Here is a 21,519-nt window from a genome sequence, read left to right as displayed (position 1 = left end):
GCTTCCCTTCCCTTCACCCCTTCAAGCGCGCCGCCAACCCCGGGGAATCGCCCTGCGCGCCTTGCGTTCTTCTATTGTCGCACGTCGCGGGCGCAAACAGCCAGATGCTTTTGCGGCCGCATTTCTTCGGATCCGCCGGCCGTCCGGCTACTCCATCGGCACGCGTACGGTGATCTTGCGCGGCCGCGCATTGCCCTTGCCCGGCACCAGCACGGTGACCACGCAGACGCCGTTGCGCGGCTGCGCCGACAGCAGTTCGCCGCCCGTTTCGGCCATGACCTGGCGCGCCGCGTCGCTGCAATCGGCGGCAACCGTCTGCATGCGGTCCCCGGCCGGCGGCGCGAGGAACGCCATGCTGGCCGCTGTCGCAGCGATGATGATGGGCGAGGTCATGGACACACTTTCGATGGCACTAACAACTTCGATGACACTTACAACGTGGCGTCAGAATTAACGCAACGACGCTGAATGGCAAATGAATGTGTCGATGATTTCCCCGCGACCGGCCGCCCCTCAGCGCAACCGCCTGCTGGCGGCAAGCCGTCCTGCAACCGCGACGATCCCGCCCGCAGCCGCCATCAGCGCCGTCATTTTGTCCGCCAGCTCGGCCTGGTCGGCCCCGCTGATCTCTGTTCCGGCCAGATTGAGCACCGAGGCTGCGATCGCCAGTATGCCGCCCCAGACCGTTCGCGACAAATACCAGACCTTGGTCTCCGTCTCCATGGAATTTCCCTTTCATCTCAGGTTGTTACGGTTCTTTCCGCCGGCATGCCGTCGCGCACCGAAAGCCCGAGCTGGCGCACGCGGATGGTGATCGCCGGCTGTGCTGCGCCGAAGTCCAGCGTCTCGTCGGCCGCCGCATAGGTATGGAAGGGCCCGTCGGTCTCGACGGAGCGCACCACCGCGCCGCCGGCGAGGATCTCCAGCCGGTAGGCCTCGGACGGCTCGTCGAGCGGGATGTCGTAGCCCTCCCAGCCGTCGGCATCGCGCCGCGCCCGCCGGGTCCAGGAGAAGAGGACGGCGCCGTCGCCGCGCCGCCGGGCGCGCAGGTGCACCGGCGCAAGCGGCGTTCTCGCCCGCATGCCGCCGGCAAAGGCGACCGGTGCGCCCCCCTGCACAGCACCCCGCGCCTCGACGATGAAATTGAAGCTCCGCCCGGCCTCGTCGGCGGTCAGGGACAGGGGCCGCACCGCCGCGTCCAGCAGCACCGCCACCGAGCCCGCCGGATGTCCCTCGGCCATCGCGTCCTCGCTGCCGGCAAGCCCGCGCAGGAGACCGCCAAGCCGCCAGCGCCGCGGCGCCGTCTCTTCCGCCTCGAGAAAGCCCAGGATCTCCCAGCGCCCCGAGGGAGCGGCGACCGCGATCCTGTTGTCACCGCCGAGGACGGCATTGCGCGTCTTCGTCGACAGCGCGCCGAAGGTCAGGTCGAGTTCGATCGCCTGGACACGGTCGAACCGTCCCCAGGCGCCGGCCGAAAGGTCCGCCGCAAGCCGCCCGATTCGCGCCGGCCGCTCCAGCCGCACGCGCGGCGCGTATCCGTCCGCTCCCGGCGAGGAGGAGACCAGCACCGGCCGCCAGGGGCTGGCAAGGACGGCGACGCGGGCGAAGCTCTCCTCCGGCCCCGCCTCGAATGCCGGCAGGTCGAGCAATTGCACGTCCGGCAGGAAGGCCGCCGCCTCCAGCCCCGCAGCCGAGCGTGCCGACTGGCGGGCAAAGGGCACCGGCGCATTGATGTCGCCGCCGGCGAAACTCTGCGCCTCGATCTCGCGGACCTCGCCCTCGGTCACGCGCGTGACGACGAAGCGCCCGTCCGGCCCGTCGGCGAGCCGCACGACGTCGCCCGGCATCACCGAGAGCGCGTTCGGCGGCAGGCGGAAGGTCAGCCGCCGCATGCCGGCGCGATGGTCCCTGAGCATCGCCTCCGCCGCGCCCACCGCCGCCGCGCCATGCAGCACCGCCGGCAGCGACAGCCGCAGCACCCGGTCGTTTTCAGCCGTCGTCCGGCGCGAGCGTGCGGTCACCCGCTGATAGGCGGCCGTGTCGGAGAGATGGTCCAGCACCGCCTCGCCGGCGAATTCGCTGCCGTGGCCGCGCACCTCCTCGAATGCGGTCTCGTCCGGGCGTTCGGCCAGAACGTCGATTTCGATCGCCGGCAGCGCCGCCCGCAGCCGCGAGCGGAAGACGAGCGTCGCGCCCTCCTCCACCGCGTCGATCTGGAAGGCCGCCATTAGCGGCTCCAGCAGGCTGCGCGCCGAGCCCGGTTCGGCCTGCACCAGCCCCACGAGATCGCCGCCCACCCTGGAGACGTCGAAGTCCGAAAAGCCGTGGTCGCTCAGGATCGCCGCGATCGCGTCGGCAACCGTCGTCGCCCCCAGCCGCCCGTTCAGCCAATGGCCGAGCTGCCAGTTGTGGCCGTCGGCCCAGAGCGCGTCGTTCTCGGGAAAGGCCGGATAGGGCCGCGCGTCCCAGGTCCAGAGGAAGATGTGGTCCGGATCGACCATGCCGGGCTCCGGCCCCTCTCCGCGCCACCAGCCGAGATGGGCGTCCAGAAACCGCCGCTGCATCGCGTCCGCGCGGCCGCCGGCGGAAAAATAGGGCAACGCGTTCTCCGCGCTCTTCGGGTCGGTGAAGACGTTCGGCTGGTTCGCCCCCTTGTCGACCGCCGGGCAGCCGAGTTCGGTGAACCAGATCGGCTTGGAGCGCGGCTGCCAGGACGTCGGCTCCGGCAGTTCCGCCCCGCCCGCGCGTTCACGGTGAGGGTTGGTCCACCAGCCCTCAAGATCCTTGTAGCGATAGAGCCAGTCCCGTCCGGCCATGCCGTCGGTGATCGGCGAGCGCAGCCGTGCCTGCCGGTCGGCCGGGCTCGCATAGTACCAGTCGTAGCCCTCCCCGGCAGCGATCTGGCCGCGCATGGCCGCCGCGTCGTCGGCGAGGCGAAAGCCGTCCGGATTGCCGGCGACCGCATCGCCGTCGCGCCAATCGGAGAGCGGCATGTAGTTGTCGATGCCGATCGCGTCGATCGCCGCGGACGCCCAGAGCGGGTCGAGGTTGAAGTGCACCTCGCCGCTGCCGTCGGCCGGATGGTAGCCGAAATACTCGCTCCAGTCGGCGCCATAGGTGAGCTTCGTCTGCGGCCCGACGATCGCGCGCACGTCGGCGGCGAGGTCGCACAGCACCTCGACGAAAGGAAATGCGCCCGTCTCGTCGCGCACCTGCGTCAGCCCCCGCAGTTCCGAGCCGATGATGAAGCCGTCGACGCCGCCCGCGGCCTCGGCCAGCAGCGCATAGTGCAGCACCATCCGGCGGTAGCCCTCGTCGCCCGCGCCCGAGACGACCGTTGTCCCCGAAACGGTAAAATCGTCCGTCGCCGCCTCGCCGCAGAAGGCCTCGACCTGCGCACGCGCCGCAGCCGTCCGGTCGGCGCTTGCGGGCTGGCCGGTCGCCGGATGGCAGGTGATGCGCCCGCGCCAGGGATAGGCCGCCTGCCCCGTTGCGCCATAGGGGTCGGGCAGGTCGTTGCCCGCCGCCACGTCCATCAGCATGAACGGATAGAGATAGACCTTCAGCCCGCGGCGCCTGAGGTCGGCGATCGCGGCCACGACGCTTTCGTCCGAGGGGGTGCCGCCATAGGCCGGGCCGCCGCCGCTCTCGCTGACGACATGCGCCTGCCCGCGGCCGATCCCGCTCACCGCCCAGGGCCGGCTCTCCTCGCTGCGCGCGGCCACCTCCACCCCCGGCACGATCCGGCAATGGCCGGCCCGAAGGTCGGTGCCGAACCAGGCGACCACGAGCGCCACCCGCTCGAGGTTGGGGCAGAGCGCCTGCAATTCGTCGATCGAGGCCGTCCAGTCGGTCGCGGCGATCCTGTTGTTGCGGTTGATGTTGCGCCCCTCGCCGGCGCCGAGCCGCTCGGTCACGAGCCGCGGATCGTAGCCGTGCTCGCTGGAGCCGGGGATGATCGTCACCGCCCGGATCCTGTTCTCCAGCGTGCCCGTCGGCCGCAGCACCTCGAATTGCAGGATCGGAATGCGGTTGCCGAAACTGTCCAGCGGCAGCCGCTCGAACACCGCATAGGCGAGCCCGCGATAGGCCGGCGCGTTACCCGCCCCCTGCCTGGCCTCGATCAGCGGATCGGGCAACTGGTCCTCATCGCCCCGGTAGAGGCGCATCGGCAGCTCCGTCAGGTCCAGTTCGCGCCCGTCCGCCCAGACCTGGCGGATGCCCGCGATCGGTCCCTCGCAGATGCCGACGGCGAAGTTGCCGAAATAGCTGTAGGTCTCGACGCGCGGCCCGGTCGCCTTGCCGCCGGCGCGCTCGGAGGTCACCTCCTCCTCGAAGCGCGTGGCCCAGATCAGCGTGCCGCCGACGCGGGCCGTGCCGTAGACGCGGACGATCCCCGCCCCCTCGTCGGCGCCGGGAATGCGTCCGTCCTGCAGCCTCGCCCCGGTGACGGTCGAGGATCCGCCGATCAGCGCACGGTCCACCGCCGAACCCGCCAGCGCACCGACCGCCCGCCCCGCGATCGCCCCGATCGGCCCGAAGACGCCGCCAAGCGCAGCGCCCGCCGCCTGAAAAAGGATTGTCGCCATGAAGCCTCTCCAGCTTTCGGTCCATTTACCGCCCGCGGCGGCATCTCGACCCCCTCACCCCCTCCACGCAAGCGGGAGAGAGAACGGATCCGCCGCCATTCCCTCTTCTCCCCCTCGGGGAGAAGGTGGCCCGAAGGGCCGGATGAGGGGGCTTTCCCAGCAGGGCCGCCGCGTCCGCCGCCCCCCTCATCGCCTCGCTGCACTCGGCACTTCTCCCCGGCGGGGAGAAGAGGGAGGGTGCGGCCGCCGCCGGCGATCCGATCTCCTTGGCCGAGGAAGCCTGCTCTCATCCTGGCCCTCTCCCCGCAGGCGCGGAGAGGGAGACGGAGAGGCTGCGGTCACCGCCCTTCTCCCCGCCCGCGGGGAGAAGGTGCCGGCAGGCGGATGAGGGGCACCCAGAGGAACAACGACGGGGAAATGCACTGTCGCCACAAAAACTTGCAGCTTTTCCCTGCCGTTTCGATTCCGATCGTTGCCATTCCGATTCAGGTTGACGAACCGTCCTGCCCCTCCGGAAACCGGAACACCGCGCAGATCCGCCGCCGCCAGGCGGGCACCAGCGCGGATTCGATCACCGCCGCCTGCTCGTAGGCATGGATGAAGCGGTCGGGGCCGCTCAGGATGCCGAGATGCTTGGCCGCGCAGGCCGGCTGCCAGCGAAACAGCAGGACGTCGCCGGCCCGCATTCCGCCCTCCGGCACCGCCGCCCCGAAATGCCGCAGCGCTGCGGCCAGCAGCCGGTCCTCGCCCGCCCGCTCGGCCCAGTCCGGCTGGTAGGGCCCCGGCCGCTCCGGCTCGCGACCGTAGATCTCGCGCCACACCCCGCGCACCAGCCCGAGGCAGTCGCAGCCGACGCCCCTGCGGCTCGCCTGGTGCCGGTAGGGCGTGCCGATCCAGCCGCGCGCGGCCGCGACCACAGCTTCCGCAAGCCGCGCCTCACTCATAGAGTGGCCTGCCGTCGTGCACGGTATCGCCGTCGGCATAGCCATAGGCGAAGTCGCTGCCCGGCATGTGCGGAAAGCCCCTGAAATTCAGGTGGTTGTCGAATTTCTCCCGGCAGGTCGCAAAGCTCTTGTCGCAGCCGGCAACCGCTGAGAACCGGTCGCCCGCCGCCACCGCCACCGGCATCGGCAGCCACAGCGTCAGTTCCACCGCGTCCCCCTCGCGGCGGTGGTCCTCGAGATCGGCCGCCGTCCCGGCATTGCCGCCGTCGAGGAAGGTCAGGACGCCGTAGCGGAAGAAGCGCGCGGAGAATGCGCCAAGGCCCGAGACGCGCAGCCGCCGTTCGTCCAGCACCGCCGTCACCGTGCCCTCGGCGGTCAGGCCGCCGGCCAGGTCGACGCCGCAGCGTCCGTCGCCCAGCGCCGCGTCGCAGCGATGGGCATAGATGCGGCCCTTGGTCTGGTCCAGCGGATGCGTCAGCCGGCGCAGTTCGGCGCGAAATGCCCCACCCGCCCGCGTCACCTCGCCGATCTCGCCGACGCGCAGGATCATCCGCCGCGCCGGGTCGCGCCAGTCGACGAGGAAGACCTCGACCCGGGCGGCGTCATAGCGCCCGGCAGCAAGATCCGCCTCGCTGATCGCAGCCGACGAGAAGCCGCCCGCGATCTCGCTCGCCTCGGCGGCAAGCCCAGCACCCGCCTCGGCGTCGCTCGCCGCAAAGCCGCTCGCGGCGTGAAAGATCAGGCCGGCAAAGGCGAGATCGCGATCGTGCTCGGTCAGGCCCAGCACCGTGCCGTCCCGGCGCGTCACCCGCCAGCAGCGGCAGAGCGTCGTCGCCTCGTCGTCGAGCCGCGCCGCCAGGTCGTCGGGGATCTGTCTCATGGCCTGATCTCCACCAGAGGGATGGTCGGGATGCGCCCGGCGTTGAACTGCGCCAGGTCGGTGTCGATCCGGTCGGTATCGAAGCGCACCGGCACGTCGAATTCGTATCCGGCCGTGACGGCGGCGCCGGGGCCGGGAACGGCACCGGGAAGAAAGGTCACGATCCCCGTCGCCGGATCCGCCGACCAGTCCCCGGCCGCAACCGGGGTCCCCACCACCGCGACCGCGACGCTGCCGTCGACCGGCTTTGCGATCGTGCGCTGCGTGGACCCGCCGGCATCCCGGTAGGTCTTGACGAGCTGGAACGTCAGCGTAGCCCCGTCGCCGGTGCCGATCCGCTGGTCTCCTGCCTGAGGTAATTCGTTCGGTCCGCAGGACTTGAAATCGAGCGGATCGCGGAAGCGGAATCCGTGCAGTTGCCCCGCCCGCGCCTCGAAGAAGGACAGCACGGCATAGAGATCGTCGACCGAGCGCACGCCCGAGCCGGCGTCGTAGTGCCGCCGCGCGTCGTGCCAGCGCCGGTTCCGGTTCTCGCGTCCGTTCGACAGGGAGACGATGTCGGTGCGCCGCACCGGCCCGCCGCTGGTCCCGAGCGCGATCCGCAAGGGAAAGCGCACCTCGTGAAATCCGCTCATGGCCTCTCCCTCAAAGTCCGCGCTGCCCGCGCCCGACGGCCCGGGTCAGCATGGCGGCGATCTGCCCCTGCGAGCGCATGAAGCTCGCGGCATCGCTCGCCGTCACGTTGAAGACGATGTTCGCGCCCCCGCTTGTGCCGCCCGTGCCGGCTGCGACGCCCAGCGCCCCGTCCGGCCCGCGCTGCAGCGGCAGGATCGCCTCCGCGCCGGCCTCGCCCATCAGGCCGAGGCCGCCTGCGGCCGAAAAATAGGTCGGCGCCGCCACCACGCCGCCCTTGGCAAAGGGCGTCACGCCGGCGGCAAGCCCGGCGATGCCGGAGGACAGCAGCCCCTCGAGCGGCTTCAGCCCCACCGAGAGCCCGATGTCGCTGATGCGCAGCGCCAGTCCCTTCAGCACGTCCTCCAGCCCGCGCCCGTCGACCGTCGCCGATCGCAGCGCGCCCGTCAGCGCGGCGCCGAAGGAGCGCGAGCGCGCCTCGAGGTCGTCGAATACCGAACCCAGCGCCTCTGCGCTCTCCATCGTCCCGGCCAGCAGCCGGTCATCCGTTTCCGCCATGGTGAAACTCCGTCGTTTCGGCAAACCATTCCCGCCACCGCCCGGCCGCATCCGCCCGACCGCGCCTCATCCGCCCCGGCGCTTCCGCCCGCGTAGACCGTCCGCAGGTCGCGGCGAGCAGTCGATCAAGCCCTCAGCCGCAAGTCGCCGGCGGCGGCAGTGCCTGATGGCAAGCCCGCTCGCCATGCCTGTCGACCGCCGTGCCCACTGTCACATCCATTGGTGGCCAGCCGTCACTCAGCCGGCTTCACAGGGCCACCGTCATCGTCGGCATTGCCGTGCCCGAAGGCGCGGTCGGGAAAGCGCAGCATCAGCGCCTCGAGCGCCCCTCGTCCCGGCGCGCCCGTGCCGGCGTCGCGGTGCATCCCCGTCGCGATCGCAAGCTCGAGCGGCGTCATCGTCCAGAAGGTCTTCGGATCGAGCCGCATCCGGCAGAGCCCCGCCTGCAGCGCCGCCTTCCAGGGAAAGGGCGCCGGGGCGGAGGTTACCGCGCCGGATGCGGCACCGGAGGGTTTGCATCGTCCCCCTCCGTTCCGTGCGATACCGGGCTTTGTCCGAAACCGGCGCCGCTCCCCGCGTCCGCAGGCCCGTCGCCGACCCCGCCGCCACTCCTGTCACCCGGGCCGAACGTCGCGAGCAGCAGCTCCGCCACCGCCCGGGCCGCGGCCTCCAGCCCGCCGTCGGCGGTCATGCCGGCCACGTCCTCGTCGCTGAAAAGGTTGCCGCCGCCGCGAAGGCCGGCGCCGAGGATGCGGATGATGTCGCGGGCGCTGAGGCCGCCGCGCGAAAAGCGGGCGGCGAGTTCGTTGAGGTTGTCGATCGCAAAGGCCGTCTCCAGCTCCGCCAGTGCGCCCAGCGTCAAACAGAGGATGCGGCGCTCGCCGTCGAGCACCGCCTCGATCTCGCCGCGCCGGCGGTTGGCCCGTCCTGCCCGCCCTGTCGTCGCAAGCGCCCGCATCAGAGCGCCCCGAAGGAGAGCGCACCGGCCGATTCCAGCGCGATCTCGAACAGCACCTCGCCGTCGTGATTGCCGGAATATTCGAGCGCGGTGATCTGGAACGGGCCGCTCACCGTGCCGAAGTCTGGGATCGCCAGCTGAAACGACAGGATGTCGCCGGCAAAGAACGCCGCCCGCACCAGTGCGTCCGAGGCCTGGTCCCTGAAGATGCCGCCGCCGGAGACCGACGCGCGCTGCACGCCGGCCCCGCCCAGAAGCTCCCGCCAGCGCCCCGCCGACTGCGCATCCGTCACGTCGACGGCCTGCGCGTTGAAGGAAAGCCGCTTCGTCCGCAAACCCGCGACCGTCACGAAACTCCCCCCGTCCTCGACCTTCAACAGCAGGTCCCGCCCCTTCTGCGCCACCATCCGCTCGCTCCTTTCTCGAAATTGAAAACCGGCGCCGGAAGACGCCCGCGGTGCATCGAAACCCGTCCTCGCCGGGAAGCCTTCTCCTTCCTCCGTCATGCCGCCCCCCGAGCCGGCATCCAGCGGCGCCGCGTCTGCGGCGATAAAAACCATTTTTATTCAAAGGCATGATCGCACCGGCTGCCGGATCGATTCCGGCATGACGTCCCCCTTGGGGACCCGCCCGTTCCCGGAACAGGGCCTTGCGGCCGTCCGGACCGAAAGACGCCCGCAGTTTGCTGGCCGTCGCCTAGTAGCACCTCCCTCCGTCACCCCGGACCTGATCCGGGGCCCGGCGGTGCCGCGTCGGCGGCGCGAAAGAATCTTTTGTGCTCAAAGACTTGAGCGCGTCTGCTGCCGGATCGATTCCGACATGACGGCCACGAGACATCGACCAAGGTGCGCTACCGGCCGTCATCTGCACGGCCACGCATGGCCGTCAAACCTCTGCGGCCGCCTGTCGGTCCGACGAGGATTTTGGCGCCGTCCGCAGGCCAAAGCGTCCGGCCCTCCGGATGACCGCAGGCGGTCCCACGCAATCGGTCAATATCAGTGCCGGTTGGTATTACTCCGTCACCGCCCGGAACCGCATCTCCGCCCGGTGATGCGGTCGCGCGGCGTCGCGGGCGATCCGCGTCGAGCGATGCAGCAGGCCGACGAGGGCGAAGCCGTCGAGCGCCAGGCCGGCGTCGTGCAGCAGCGCGCGCACCCTTGCCGCGATCGCCTGCACCTCGGCATGCCCGCTCGCCCCGGACCAGGCCTGCAGCGTCACGACGTGTTCCTCGCCCGTCTCCGTCGCCGTCGACATGTCGCGGCTGTCGATCGCGGCAATCACCACTTTCGGCAGGCGCTGCCGGTCTACCAGGCGGTCGGATATGCCGTCAGGCCCGACAAGCAGCGTCAGCGCCGCGTCACCCGCCAGCCGTTCGAAGATCGCCCTCTGCAGGGCCGCGGCCGCACTCATCGCTCCGTCTCCTCGCAGTCGCAAAGCAGGTAGCGCCCGGCCTCGTCGGGGTCGCGGAACGTGCGGAGTTCGAACACGCGAGCGCCCTTGCGCAGCCGCATGCCGCTTTCGAGGTCGGCGCGGTGGCGCAGCCAGATCCGGTGGGTGATCGTCATCGGCTCGTCCCCGGCCACGGCGCGCCGGGCCGCAGACACCGGTTCTATCCGCGCCCACACCGCGTCGAAGGCGACATGGGCGACGTCCGCACCGCCCTGCCCGTCGGGCGTCTCCATCCTGCGCTCCAGCGTCAGCCGCGCGGTGAACGCGCCGGGATCGAACGGCAGCCTCGCCATCACAGCCTCCGCATCCTGAACGGCGCGACCAGCCGGTCGTAGCCGGCCGGCAGCGCACCCGGCTGTTCGGCCGGCGCCAGCACCCCGCGCAATTCGTACATGGCCGCCACATGGGTGAGCATCGCCCGCTTCAGCGTGTCGGGCACGTCGGTGCCGGCCTCGCCGAAGCCGGCGGTAAAATCGATCTCGATGCCGTTCAGCGCCCGGCCGGGACCGGGCAGCCCCGGCACTGCAGGCAGCAACAGCCGCGCCGGCCGCGCCGCGCCGTCCAGCACGGCACCGGCAAGGTCGAGCTCGACCGGCGCACCCGTATCGTCATAAACGGTAACGGCTTCAATCGCTTGCACCGGCCCCCTGACAATCGGAATCACCCGGCTTTCCGGCCAGGCATCGAGATAGAGGCGGAAGCTGCGGACGATCAGCGCCAGCCCCGCCTCGCGCTCCAGGTGCTCGCGCGCCGCCCGGATCAGCGCCGCCAGCAGGTCGTCCTCGGCGGCGCCGTCGATGCGCAGATGCGCCTTCGTCTCGGCAAGCGTGATCGGCTCGGCGCCGGGCGGCGCCAGTTCGGCAATGGTCATGACAGCTCTCGCATCTGGGAAGGAATCGGGGGCGGCCGGCGATCGGCTCAACCTTGGGAAGGCGGGTGGATGCGGCGGGAGGCGAGCCGCATCCACCCTTCGCACCGGCAGAGGAGGATTGTCCCCCGGCACGAAACTTTCGATGACAACGCAGCCGGCCGCCGTTTGTTGCGCCCGCCCGCCATCTTGCCTCGCTCAGCTCGCCGCGAAGCGCACCAGCTTGATCGCCTCGAAGTTCTGCACCCCGCCGCCGACGCGCTTGGTCGTGTAGAACAGCACGTAGGGCTTGGCGGAGTAGGGATCGCGCAACACCCGCACGCCGGTCCGGTCGACGACCAGGTAGCCGGCACGGAAGTCGCCGAAGGCGATCGACAGGCTGTTGGCGGCGACGTCCGGCATGTCCTCGGCTTCCACGAGCGGAAAGCCCATCAGTTGCGCCTGCTGGCCGGGGCCGGCCGGCGGCCGCCAGAGATAGTTGCCGTCGGCATCCTTGAACTTGCGGATCTCGCCCTGCGTCTTGCGGTTCATCACGAAGGATGCGTTCTGGCGGTGTCCCGCCTTCAGCGCGTAGATCGCGTCGATCAGCGTGTCGGAGGGCCCGGCCGCCTTGAAGGCGCCGGCAGCACCGGTGGCGATGTAGCCGATATTGCCCCAGCTCCAGGTGCCGTCGGCGACCGCGGTATAGCTCAGCAAGCCCTTCGGCTTGTTGATGCCGTCGCCGGAGACGAAGGCCGTGCCCTCCTGCTCGGAGAAGACGATGTCCACCTCCGAGGCGATCCAGCTCTCGACGTCGACCGCCGCGTCGTCGAGCAGCGAAGCCGTCGCCGCCGGCATGGCGTAGAGCTCCATGGTCGGAAACGACAGCTCGGCGAGTTGCACGTTGCCGGTCTGCGGCCGCGCCGCCGTCTCGGCCACCCAGCCCGCCGCCATGCCGCTCGTCGAGAACGGCTTCTTCAGGACCGCCGCCGAAACCTGCCGCACGGTCGCAAGCGCCCGGATCGGCGAGGCGATCGAAAGCCTGCGGCCGATCTCGGCATCCGTCTCGTCAGGCACGAGGTAGCCGCCGTCGGCGGCCGAGCCGACCGACATCGCCTTGCCCTCGAGCTCGCGCAGCCCCGCCTCGTCGCCGCGGCGGATATAGGCGGAAAACGCCTGCTTGTGCTCGGCCGCCTCGAGGCTGTCGGCCCCGCGAGACAGCGCCGGCCGCGCCTTCTTCAGCGCCAGGTGGTCGAGCGTGCGCTTGTGCTCGTCCATCGCCTTGTTGATCCGCTCCAGCTTGTCGCGGGTGACGACGTCGGCCGTCAGTTTCTGCTCGATCTCGCCGAACCTGCGGTCGTTCGTCTCCTTGAAGGCCTCGAAGGCTTCCATGAAGTCGTCGAAGGCGGCGGTCATCGTCTCCGGCACCGTCTTGGTCTCGGGCGCGGCGGTCAGGGTGTCCATGGGTTCGATCTCCATTGCGTCTTCCTTGGCTGGGCATGTCCGTCGATGGCACGAGCCGGATCGAAAGAGGCATGCGTGGGGGGAATTCGGGAAAGCCTGCAGTGCGCGGCAGGGCTCAGGATTTCAGCATCCGCGCAGCGCGCCGCAGGCTGCGGACCAGCTCGGTCTCTCGGTCGCGGAACCAGCGCGCGTTCTTCACGTTCGAGACGCGAGCCTGCGGCAGCATCGGAAAGGTCACGATCGAGATCTCCCAGAGGTCGGCCTCGAGGATCCGGCGCACGCCGGTCTGCCGGTCGGTTCTCGACCGCACCGTCTGGAAGCCGATCGAGAGCCCGTCGAGCGCGCCCGATTTCATCAGCTGGTGCACCTCGCGGGCCCGGGCCACGCCCGGCGAGAGTACGCCCTCGACATAAAGGCCGCGCTCGTCCTCGCGGATCGTCCGCCAGCGCCCCAGCGGCTCTGCCGGATCGTGCTGATAGAGCATCCGCACGCCCGCCGCCCCGCGCTTGGCCAGCGACCCGGCAAAGGCCCCGGGCGCCAGCGCGTCCTTGCCGAGGTCGACCTCGCCGAACAGGCTGGCATAGCCCGAAAACACCCCGTCGCCAGATACCCCGGCCAGCGTCAGATCCGCATATTTCTTCGTCCGCCAGACAGGCAGCCTGTCAGAGGTCATGGTCGTTCTCCGATGTTGGGGGGGGTGGGCAGTAGGCAGTAGGCAGTGGGCAGTAGCGAATAGCGAGTGGCGGGGTGCGGATAGCCGGCACGCAGCAGCGAACCGCGCAAAGCGAGCAAGGAGCAGGCAACAGGCATTGGGCACAGGCTGCAACGAATGCCGCAGCCGGCAGATTCTGGAGTGCCCGGACGCCGTTCCGTCCGCCACCTCCACTCGCTACTGCCCACTGCCTATTCCCTATTCCCTACTCGCCACTCGCTATTCGCTACCGCCCCCCGCCCCCGTCCCCGCCCCCGCTCATCCTTTCCGCCGCGCGCATCAGCACGCCGAGGCCCCACCAGGCCGTCAGGCTGGCGGCGGCGGAGCCGGCGAGCGTGGTCTCGTAGCGGGAGACGAAGGCTGCGATCTCCAGCCGGGTGGCGAGCCAGATCCCGACCGGCCCGCCGAAGATCATCCCGCAGGTCAACCCGGTGACGAAGCGCGACGCCGCCTCGCGGCGCCCCTTCGGCAGCATGTAGACGAGCGACACCGCAGCCCCCGCCGCAGACCCCACCCACCGCGCCGCCCAAAGCGGCGCGTCGTTTCCGAAATCAGCCATGGAAGGTCCTCTTGGTTTGGGAACACGCAGGAGGGAAGGGCGAATAGCGAATAGGGAATAGTCAGTGGGAAGTAGGGATCGGAAGCCGAGACAACGGTTGCGACCCGTTCGCTACCGGCCCCTCCGGGGCGTGGCTTTTCCCGCATTCCCTATTCCCTATTCCCTATTCCCTATTCCCTATTCCCTATTCCCTATCCGCCCATCCCTACTGCCCACTGCCCACTGCCTATCCCTCTACCTGCCCCTCAATACCCCACCGCCCGCCGCTTCTCCTCGTCGCTCAGGAACCCTGCCGCGCCCACGCGCGCCCAGAGTTCGCCGCGCTCGGCGGAGAGCCCGGCCACCTGGTCGAGGTCCGGTGTCAGCCGGAGCGGGGTCGCCCGCCCCTCGGACAGCCAGCCCGACAGGGCCGAGGCGGTGCGGAAGATCAAGGGCAGCACGGTCAGCCGCCAGAAGGCGCGGTTGGCCTCCTGGTAGTTGGCATAGGTGGCGTCGCCGGGAATGCCGATCAGCATCGGCGGCACGCCGAAGGCGAGCGCGATGTCGCGCGCCGCCCCGTTCTTCGCCTGGACGAAGTCCATCTCGCGGGGGCTCAGCCCCATCGCCTTCCAGTCGAGCCCGCCCTCCAGCAGCATCGGCCGGCCGGCCCGTGCGGGTCCCGAATAGCCCTCCTCGAGCTCCGCCTTCAGCCTGTCGTACTGGTCGGGCGAAAGATTGCCGCCGTCCTTCGGCTGGTAGACCAGCGCGCCGGACGGTCGCGCCGAATTGTCGAGCAGCGCCTTGTTCCAGTGCGCAGCCGCATTGGAGAGGTCCAGCGCCACCGAGGCCGCCTCCAGCGGCGCAAAGCCCAGATGGTCGTCAAGCGGATGGAACAGCCGCAGATGCAGCACCGATGCGCCCCCCGTCGGCGCCCCGCCTGCCCCGCTCTCGGCGGCCGGATAGCGGCGGACATGGGCGCCCGCCCGGTATTCATAGGCCTCGGGCCAGCCGTCGCGGCCCTCGATCACCCGTACCCGGTCGGGGCGAAGCAGGTGCAGTTCGCGCAGGTCCCCGCCGATCCGCACGCCCTCGACGAAGGCGTTGCCGGAGATCTGCAGGTGGCCGTAGAGCGCCTCGAAGAATTCGTTGCCGCCCATCCGCCCGTTCGGCCGGGACAACAGTCCTGCCGCGGGATCGTCGGCAAGCTCGTCCTCGCCCGCGTAGACCAGCCAGGGAACCGAGGCGGCCGCCTCGGCGATCATCCGGACCGCCCGGTGCGCCACCGGATTGCGCATGAAGCCCTCGCGGGCCAAAGCGGCGTAGCTGCGGCTCGTCCAGCGCGCCCGCGCCTCGGCCGTCAGCGTCACGAAGCCGCCCGCCTTGGTCTCGGGCACCGCAGCCGCATTCGCCCCGGCGCGCCGCCAGGCCTGAAGAAACTGAAATCTCATGAAGGTTCGTCCCTGTTCGATCCAACCCGACGCCGCCCCTGACGCGACGCCCACAACTCACGCCTCCGTCACCCCGGCCCCGATCCGGGACCCGGCAGCGCCGCGTCCGCGGCACGGAAAAGGCTCATCCGCACAAGGGGTTTGCGCGTGAAGGATACCGGCCCGCGGGCCGGCATGACAGGAGCAAGGGCTACCCCGCCACCGCGTCATGCCGCGCCCAAAGCAACCGACCCGCCTGCCAACACCGCCCTTCAAGCAAGGCGCACCACCCATACCCCCGTCACCCCGGACCCGATCCGGGGTCCAGCAGCGCCGCGTCCGCGGCGCGGAAAATGCTCCTTTCGCGCAACGACTTGCGCGGGCTGGGTACAGACTCGGGGGCCGGTATGACGAAGAGGAAAGAGCCTGCCCCGCCGTCCGCGTCATGCCGAACCGACGCAACCGCCCCACCTGCCAGCACCGCCCTTGAAGCAAGGCGCACCACCCATAACCCCGTCACCCCGGACCCGATCCGGGGTCCAGTAGCGCCGCGTCCGCGGCGCGGGAAATGCTCTTTTCGCGCAACGACTTGCGCGGGCTGGATACCGACTCGGGGGCCGGTATGACGGAGAGGAAAGAGCCTGCCCCGCCGTCCGCGTCATCCCCGGCCGAAGCAATCGGCCCACCTACCAGCGCCGCCCTTGAAGCAAGGCGCACCACCCATACCCCCGTCACCCCGGACCCGATCCGGGGTCCAGCAGCGCCGCGTCCGCGGCGCGAAAAATGCTCTTTTCGCGCAACGACTTGCGCGGGTCGAATACCGGCTCGGGGGCCGGCATGACGGAGGTGCGAGCCAGTCTCCCCCGTTGCCGCCCTCCTGCCCCCGCACGTCCTATCCCCCTGCCTTGACCCCTCACGCGGTCGTGTAGCTGATCGCGGCGTAGTATTCCCGGGCGTAGCTCGCCACCAGCATCATCTTGTCCTCGCCGTTGATGATGCGGCGGGCGTTGTCCCATTGCTGCTTGCGCCCGGCGAAATAGTCGGCGAGCTTCCTGCCGGTGAAGGAGCCGTGGATCATGCCGTAGAAGAGGATGTCGACCGCGGTCTTCAGCTCCATCGCCCGGTCCGGCCTGCCGGTGAGGTCGAGCCCGGTCGCTTCGGCCATCTTCTCGTAGTTCGCCTTGTGGGTGAGCTGGACGAGGCCGCGCCCCAGCCAGCTCTTGCCGTCGGCGTCCCTGCGCCAGTAAGGCCGGCTCACCCAGGGCAGCCTGCCGGCCCGGAAGGCCCGCTCGAGGAGCGCGATCGCCCGGTCGTCGCTTTTGGCAAAGGTCTCGCGCACCGGCTGCATCGTCCGGCCCGTCTCGTGATGCGCGGTCGCCAGCATGTAGGCGAGCCAGCGGTCGTCGGCGCCCGGCATCTCCTTTTCCCACTTGTCAAGGATCGCCGTCAGCCCGTCGACCTGGGCCTGCTTCAGCGAGCCGTCGAAGAGATGGCCACGCACGTAGTCGAAGAACGATGTTCTGTTGATGGCCATTCTCCCCTCCATCCGCCCGGCCCGAAAGGCCTGCGTCCGCACGAACGCCGGCATGGGCACGCTCATTGCGTCCGTCGCACCGGTCGCACGAAACCCGCGCCTTCGCAGCGTCCCTGGCCGCGCCGCCCGACGCAGCCTCACTATATCAGTCAAGACTAATATACACACCATAAAACTGCAGATGGCGCCTCTTGCGCCCTTGACGCGTCCCGTGGCGGATCCCGTTCAGATCCCTCTCACCCGCGGTTCGCCATGCCGTTCGAGCACCAGCGCCGTCAGCGCCCAGACGAGCGCGTCGAGCCGGTCCGGCGAGCGGCCGGAGGACAGTCCGTCCGGGCCGAAGTCGCACATCTGGTCCTCGAGCTCGGCAAAGGCCGTGGCATGCAGCACCCGGCCCTGCTCGTAGAGCGCCGCCACCGGCTCGGCGCGCAGGAACTTGCCCCGCGTCGCTCGCACCGTCGTCACCGGCAGGTCGGCGTCGATGCTCCGCAGCATAGCCGTCACCATGTCGCCGCCCTGGTTCACCTCGGCGACGATGCGGTCGGCATCGAAGCGCCGGAAGGCCTGCACCACCGCGCCCGCCCATCCCGCCGGGCTGGCGCCGGTGACCGAGCGATCGGCGAGCACCACCGCCCGCCCCGCCGTGTCCAGCCCCGCCACGACGATGCCGCAGCAGGATTGCGCAGAGGCCGTCGCCGGCGGATCGACCGCCACGACGATGCGCGACAGAGGGCCGGCATGGGGCCCGGCATGGGCCCTGGAATGGGGGCCTGCAGGTCGCTGGCGCACCGCCTCCAGCCGTTCGCGGGTCCAGAGCGCGTCCTCGCGGTCGGTGATCAGTTCGCCGTCCAGTTCCTGCCGCCCGAGCCGCGTGCCGCCATAGCGCTCGTTCAGCGCCTCGATGAAGCCGGCCGCGAGATTTTTCGCGTTGTCGGCCGTCCGGATGCGCTCGAGCGCCGTCCTCCGGTCGATGGCGAGCGTCCGCAGGAGCGGGATTGCCCGCGGCGTCGTCGTCACCAGCGCGCGCGGCCTGTCGCCGAGCCGCAGCCCGAACTGCAGCATGTCCCAGGTCTCCTGCGCATGCCGCCACTTGCCGAGCTCGTCGCACCAGGCAAGATGGAACTGCGGCCCGCGCAGGCTCTCGGGGTCTTCCGACGAGAAGATCTGCGCGATCGTCCCGTTCGGCCAGACGAGCCGGCGCCGCGAGGCCTCGAATTCCGGCCGGTCCCTGCGGGCGATCCGGCAGATGCCGGAAACGCCGTCGATCATCACCTCGCGCGCGTCGCCCAGCGTCTCGGCCACCAGCGCGATCCGCAGCTTCGCCGTCCGGCGCGCCACCTCGTGCACCCATTCGGCGCCGGCCCTGGTCTTTCCCGATCCGCGCCCGCCCATCAGCAGCCACACCCGCCAGTCGCCCTTCGGCGCCTCCTGGGCGGGATGGCGCTCCAGCGCCCAGAGCCGGAACGACCGGCCGAGCCGTTCGCCGCTGATCGGCCGCCCGCCGAACATGGCGGCGGGATTCCCGTCGAGGTCAGCGACGTCGCCATCGCGTTCCGGCCCGTCCGCCGCGACCGCCAGCCGGGCCTCTCCGCCCGCCCCCGCTTCACCCGCATCGTGCCGCTCGACCGCACCGCCACCGCCACCGGAAGGACCGGAAGCACCAGACACCGCCGTCGCGTCAGTCTCCCTTCTCCCCGCCTGCGGGGAGAAGGTGCCGGCAGGCGGATGAGGGGCAGCCGCCCCCTCGCCAGGAGACGACGGCGCACCGAAGGCCGCAGCCGCCGAACCGTCGACAGCGGACACGTACCCGGCCTGCCCGTCACGATCTCCGGCCGCACCGGTCGCGATCGCCGCCGGCCGGCCCTCGCCGCCCGCCTCGTCCCGCACCGCGCCCGCCTTGTGCCGCCCGATCTGCCGTTCCAGCGCATCCAGGCACCCCAGCGCATCCGCAACGGTCGCCTCACGCCGTGCACGGCTCCGGTCCGCGTCTCTCGCCATCCGGTCGGTCGCCTTCTGCAATCCGCGCTCGATCCTGTCTTCCAGCCGCCGCCGGCTACGGGCCGTTCTCGCCGTCGCCGCCGGGCCCCGCGGCGCCCGTTCCCCCGCCATCCACGGTCCCGCCGTCGGCCGCCCGCCGCGCGCTCTCTTCATAGTCCGCCTTCCATCGCTCGAGATAGGCGTTTGCCTTCTCCTCCACCCGCCGGTCGAACTCGGCAACCACCGCGTCGAAGTCCGCGGCCTCGCAGGCCAGTTCGACCGCGTCGCGCCGCTCGCTCAGGATCGTGCGCTGAAGGCTGTCGATCTTCTCCAGCGTACGCACGATCAGCGACACCGCCTCAATCGCGGCCTTGGCGTCGGCCTGGCCGAGCTTGCGCCCGGCCTCGTCGTCGGCCTCCGCCGCCATCTGCTCGGCAGTGCGGCGCTGGCTCTGGAAGCGCTGGAAGCGCTCGCGCAGCTCCTTCGTCATCTGGGACAGCATCGCCTGCATGTCGTCGAGCGGATCGCCGCCGGGCTCCGCCTTCAGGTCGAGCACGAGGGTCGCCGTCTCTGCTCCGTCGGCCAAACCGGCCGCGGCCAGTCCATCGCAGGCAGGCTCCGCCGCCCCGAACAGCCGCAGGTCGACCTCGTCGAATTCATCCATGGGAAGCTCCGCACGAAAAAAGGCGCCGCGGTCCGAACCGGACGGGCGCCCTGCATCTCGTCATTTCGATCTCTATTGGATCTCTCTTTTGGTCTCTGTGTCCGGTCTCTCGCCGGCCACCAGGCCCGGGACACGGGCCAAAACCGCTGCCGATCGGCCGGCGGGCGGATATCGCCGCTCGAGGGGTCCGGCACCGTCCGCACCGGCAATCCCACTGCTTTACAGTGAAATCGTCCGTGTCACGCGAACGTTTCTTGCCTGCGCGTCTCCCGGCGTCGATCTCGCTTCCGCCGGGACTGGCCGCACCAACCGGACTTTTGGGGGATCTCTCCGCCCGCACTTTTCCGACCGTAGCAAGACCCTACCAAACCACCGTCACGCCGTCAAGGATTATTTTCCTATTTGATGCGAATTCTCCACCCGCTCGCCCCGCGCCGCCTGCTTTCTGCGGGGCCCGATCCGTGCTACCTTCCATCATGACATCAGAAGATCTCGTCCAGATGGCGCTGGCCATGCCCGGCGCGGAGGAAAGTGCCCATTTCGGCAAGCGCGACTTCCGGGTGGGCGGGCGTATCTTCCTCGCCTTGCCGGAACCCGGGCGCGCCGTTATCAAGCTGACGCGCGGCCAGCAGGCGATGCTGACGGAAACCGAGCCCGGCCTCTGCGCCGCCGTGCCCGGCGGCTGGGGCCACAAGGGCTGGACCTCCGTCTATTTCGCCGCAGCCGAGGCCGACACGGTCCACCACATGGTCGAGATCGCCTGGGGCAACGTCGCGCCCCGGCAGGATCCCGGAACAGGAACCGGCGCGGCCCGGCGGGGGAAAGACACGACGCATTGAAAATGCCGCATTGCCGCAGGCCCGCCGCCGCAACCGGGCCCTGCAAGGTTTGGGGCACAACCGCCCGCCTCCTCAAAAAATGACTTTCTTTCTGCCGCCGGATGAATAGAAGTTCGATCCGAACCGCCGGATCGCCGGCATTTCCTTTCGACCGCTGCTTGCGGAACCAGACCAGACGATGGAACTCACATGCGGATAGTGATGATTGGCGCCGGCTATGTCGGCCTTGTTTCGGGTGTTTGCTTTGCGGACTTCGGCCATGACGTCGTGTGCGTCGACAACGTGGCCGAGAAGATCGAGGCACTGCGCAAGGGCGACATCCCGATCTACGAGCCGGGCCTGCAGGAGCTCGTCAAGTCGAATGTCGAGGCCGGCCGGCTGAACTTCACCACCGATCTCGAGCAGGCGGTCGCCTGGGCCGACGTCGTGTTCATCGCCGTCGGCACGCCGTCGCGCCGCGGCGACGGCCATGCCGACCTCACCTATGTCTATGCCGCCGCGCGCCAGATCGCCAAGGCAATCGACGGCTACACCGTCGTCGTCACCAAGTCGACGGTTCCGGTCGGCACCGGCGACGAGGTCGAGCAGATCATCCGCGAGGCCAATCCGGACGCCGATTTCTCGGTCGTCTCCAACCCGGAATTTTTGCGCGAGGGCGCGGCCATCGGCGACTTCAAGCGTCCCGACCGCATCGTCGTCGGCACCGACGAGCCGCGCGCCATCGAGGTGATGAGCGAGGTCTACCGCCCGCTGCACCTGAACGAGGGCCCGCTGTTCTTCTGCGAGCGCCGCACCTCGGAGCTGATCAAGTACGCCGCCAACGCCTTCCTCGCCATGAAGATCACCTTCATCAACGAGATCGCCGATCTCTGCGAGCGCCTCGGCGCCGACGTGCAGAAGGTGGCCAAGGGCATCGGCTACGACAAGCGCATCGGCGACAAGTTCCTGCATGCCGGCCCCGGCTACGGCGGCTCGTGCTTCCCCAAGGACACGCTGGCGCTGGTCAAGACCGCGTCCGACGCCGACAGCCCGATGCGGCTGATCGAGACCACCGTCGCCATCAACGACAACCGCAAGCGCGCCATGGCCCGTAAGGTCGTCGCCGCCTGCGGCGGCTCGGTGCGCGGCAAGAAGATCGCCGTGCTCGGCCTGACCTTCAAGCCCAACACCGACGACCTGCGCGACGCCCCGGCGCTGACCATCATCCAGGCCCTGCAGGACCACGGCGCGCAGATTTCCGCCTTCGATCCCGAGGGCATGGACGGCGCCCGCGCGCTGCTCTCCGACGTCGAGTTCGGCGCCGATCCCTATGCGATCGCGGCCGATGCCGAGGCGATCGTGCTCGTCACCGAGTGGGACGAGTTCCGCGCGCTCGACTTCCGCAAGCTGCACGCCGCCATGAAGTCGCCCAACCTGATCGACCTGCGCAACGTCTACCCGCCGCAGGAAGTGCGCCGCTACGGCTTCGAATATGTCGGCATCGGACGGGCCGACGACAGGACCTGA

The 21,519-nt window shown here is 70.0% G+C and carries 22 protein-coding genes; 2 read left to right on the top strand and 20 right to left on the bottom strand.

Annotated elements, in window-relative coordinates:
* Positions 1-147: 147 nt before the first annotated feature.
* The 20 genes from LQK81_RS02975 to LQK81_RS02880 form a co-directional block, all read right to left on the bottom strand.
* The gene (locus tag LQK81_RS02975) at positions 148-393 is read right to left on the bottom strand and encodes a hypothetical protein (protein WP_230803235.1); all 246 of its coding nucleotides are present in this window, start codon (positions 391-393) and stop codon (positions 148-150) included.
* 120 nt (positions 394-513) lie between these two features.
* The gene (locus LQK81_RS02970; protein ID WP_230803233.1) at positions 514-723 is read right to left on the bottom strand and encodes a hypothetical protein; all 210 of its coding nucleotides are present in this window, start codon (positions 721-723) and stop codon (positions 514-516) included.
* A gap of 17 nt (positions 724-740) precedes the next feature.
* Positions 741-4,589, bottom strand: a complete 3,849-nt coding sequence (locus tag LQK81_RS02965; protein ID WP_230803231.1) for a baseplate multidomain protein megatron — start codon at positions 4,587-4,589, stop codon at positions 741-743.
* Positions 4,590-5,074: 485 nt separating this feature from the next.
* The gene (locus tag LQK81_RS02960; protein ID WP_230803229.1) at positions 5,075-5,533 is read right to left on the bottom strand and encodes an NlpC/P60 family protein; all 459 of its coding nucleotides are present in this window, start codon (positions 5,531-5,533) and stop codon (positions 5,075-5,077) included.
* The gene (locus LQK81_RS02955) at positions 5,526-6,413 is read right to left on the bottom strand and encodes a DUF2163 domain-containing protein (RefSeq protein WP_230803226.1); all 888 of its coding nucleotides are present in this window, start codon (positions 6,411-6,413) and stop codon (positions 5,526-5,528) included. The genes LQK81_RS02960 and LQK81_RS02955 overlap by 8 nt, the downstream gene beginning before the upstream one ends.
* The gene (locus LQK81_RS02950) at positions 6,410-7,048 is read right to left on the bottom strand and encodes a DUF2460 domain-containing protein (protein ID WP_230803224.1); all 639 of its coding nucleotides are present in this window, start codon (positions 7,046-7,048) and stop codon (positions 6,410-6,412) included. The genes LQK81_RS02955 and LQK81_RS02950 overlap by 4 nt, the downstream gene beginning before the upstream one ends.
* 10 nt (positions 7,049-7,058) lie before the next feature.
* Positions 7,059-7,604, bottom strand: a complete 546-nt coding sequence (locus LQK81_RS02945; RefSeq protein WP_230803223.1) for a phage tail tape measure protein — start codon at positions 7,602-7,604, stop codon at positions 7,059-7,061.
* Positions 7,605-7,837: 233 nt separating this feature from the next.
* Positions 7,838-8,146 carry a rcc01693 family protein gene (locus LQK81_RS02940; protein ID WP_330166535.1) on the bottom strand — a complete coding sequence of 103 codons (309 nt, stop codon included), beginning with the start codon at positions 8,144-8,146 and terminating at the stop codon, positions 7,838-7,840.
* The gene (locus LQK81_RS02935; protein WP_230803221.1) at positions 8,089-8,562 is read right to left on the bottom strand and encodes a gene transfer agent family protein; all 474 of its coding nucleotides are present in this window, start codon (positions 8,560-8,562) and stop codon (positions 8,089-8,091) included. Before LQK81_RS02935 ends, LQK81_RS02940 begins: the two co-directional genes overlap by 58 nt.
* Complete coding sequence (locus LQK81_RS02930; protein WP_230803219.1) at positions 8,562-8,969, bottom strand: phage major tail protein, TP901-1 family; 408 nt, start codon at positions 8,967-8,969, stop codon at positions 8,562-8,564. Before LQK81_RS02930 ends, LQK81_RS02935 begins: the two co-directional genes overlap by 1 nt.
* Before the next feature lie 604 nt (positions 8,970-9,573).
* Entirely contained in the window at positions 9,574-9,972 is a 399-nt protein-coding gene (locus LQK81_RS02925) for a DUF3168 domain-containing protein (protein ID WP_230803217.1), read from the bottom strand.
* On the bottom strand, positions 9,969-10,304 hold the full coding sequence (locus tag LQK81_RS02920; RefSeq protein WP_230803215.1) for a phage head closure protein: 336 nt from the start codon (positions 10,302-10,304) through the stop codon (positions 9,969-9,971). Before LQK81_RS02920 ends, LQK81_RS02925 begins: the two co-directional genes overlap by 4 nt.
* On the bottom strand, positions 10,304-10,882 hold the full coding sequence (locus LQK81_RS02915; protein WP_230803213.1) for a head-tail connector protein: 579 nt from the start codon (positions 10,880-10,882) through the stop codon (positions 10,304-10,306). The genes LQK81_RS02920 and LQK81_RS02915 overlap by 1 nt, the downstream gene beginning before the upstream one ends.
* A gap of 195 nt (positions 10,883-11,077) precedes the next feature.
* Complete coding sequence (locus LQK81_RS02910; protein WP_230803211.1) at positions 11,078-12,337, bottom strand: phage major capsid protein; 1,260 nt, start codon at positions 12,335-12,337, stop codon at positions 11,078-11,080.
* Positions 12,338-12,437: 100 nt separating this feature from the next.
* Positions 12,438-12,995, bottom strand: a complete 558-nt coding sequence (locus LQK81_RS02905; RefSeq protein WP_230803209.1) for an HK97 family phage prohead protease — start codon at positions 12,993-12,995, stop codon at positions 12,438-12,440.
* A gap of 265 nt (positions 12,996-13,260) precedes the next feature.
* Positions 13,261-13,593, bottom strand: a complete 333-nt coding sequence (locus LQK81_RS02900) for a DUF6107 family protein (RefSeq protein ID WP_230803207.1) — start codon at positions 13,591-13,593, stop codon at positions 13,261-13,263.
* Between the two features lie 245 nt (positions 13,594-13,838).
* The gene (locus LQK81_RS02895; protein WP_230803205.1) at positions 13,839-15,020 is read right to left on the bottom strand and encodes a phage portal protein; all 1,182 of its coding nucleotides are present in this window, start codon (positions 15,018-15,020) and stop codon (positions 13,839-13,841) included.
* Positions 15,021-15,912: 892 nt separating this feature from the next.
* Positions 15,913-16,533, bottom strand: coding sequence for a hypothetical protein (locus tag LQK81_RS02890; RefSeq protein WP_230803203.1), 621 nt, complete (start codon positions 16,531-16,533; stop codon positions 15,913-15,915).
* A 225-nt stretch (positions 16,534-16,758) separates the two neighbouring features.
* A complete protein-coding gene (locus LQK81_RS02885; RefSeq protein ID WP_230804399.1) occupies positions 16,759-18,042 on the bottom strand; it encodes a DNA-packaging protein in 1,284 nt (427 codons plus the stop codon).
* Between the two features lie 544 nt (positions 18,043-18,586).
* Positions 18,587-19,174 (bottom strand): hypothetical protein, encoded by a 588-nt coding sequence (locus tag LQK81_RS02880; RefSeq protein ID WP_230803202.1) that lies wholly within the window; start codon positions 19,172-19,174, stop codon positions 18,587-18,589.
* A gap of 476 nt (positions 19,175-19,650) precedes the next feature.
* On the opposite strand from LQK81_RS02880, the gene LQK81_RS02875 reads away from it, so the two are divergent.
* The gene (locus tag LQK81_RS02875) at positions 19,651-20,013 is read left to right on the top strand and encodes an MmcQ/YjbR family DNA-binding protein (protein ID WP_230803201.1); all 363 of its coding nucleotides are present in this window, start codon (positions 19,651-19,653) and stop codon (positions 20,011-20,013) included.
* A 189-nt stretch (positions 20,014-20,202) separates the two neighbouring features.
* Entirely contained in the window at positions 20,203-21,519 is a 1,317-nt protein-coding gene (locus LQK81_RS02870) for a UDP-glucose dehydrogenase family protein (protein WP_230803200.1), read from the top strand.

It is taken from the genome of Rhizobium sp. GN54 (assembly GCF_021026345.1).
In the GTDB taxonomy this organism is placed as follows: domain Bacteria; phylum Pseudomonadota; class Alphaproteobacteria; order Rhizobiales; family Rhizobiaceae; genus Mycoplana.
The sequence above is the reverse complement of the archived record's forward strand: the minus strand, read 5'-3'. Positions and strand labels throughout refer to the sequence as shown.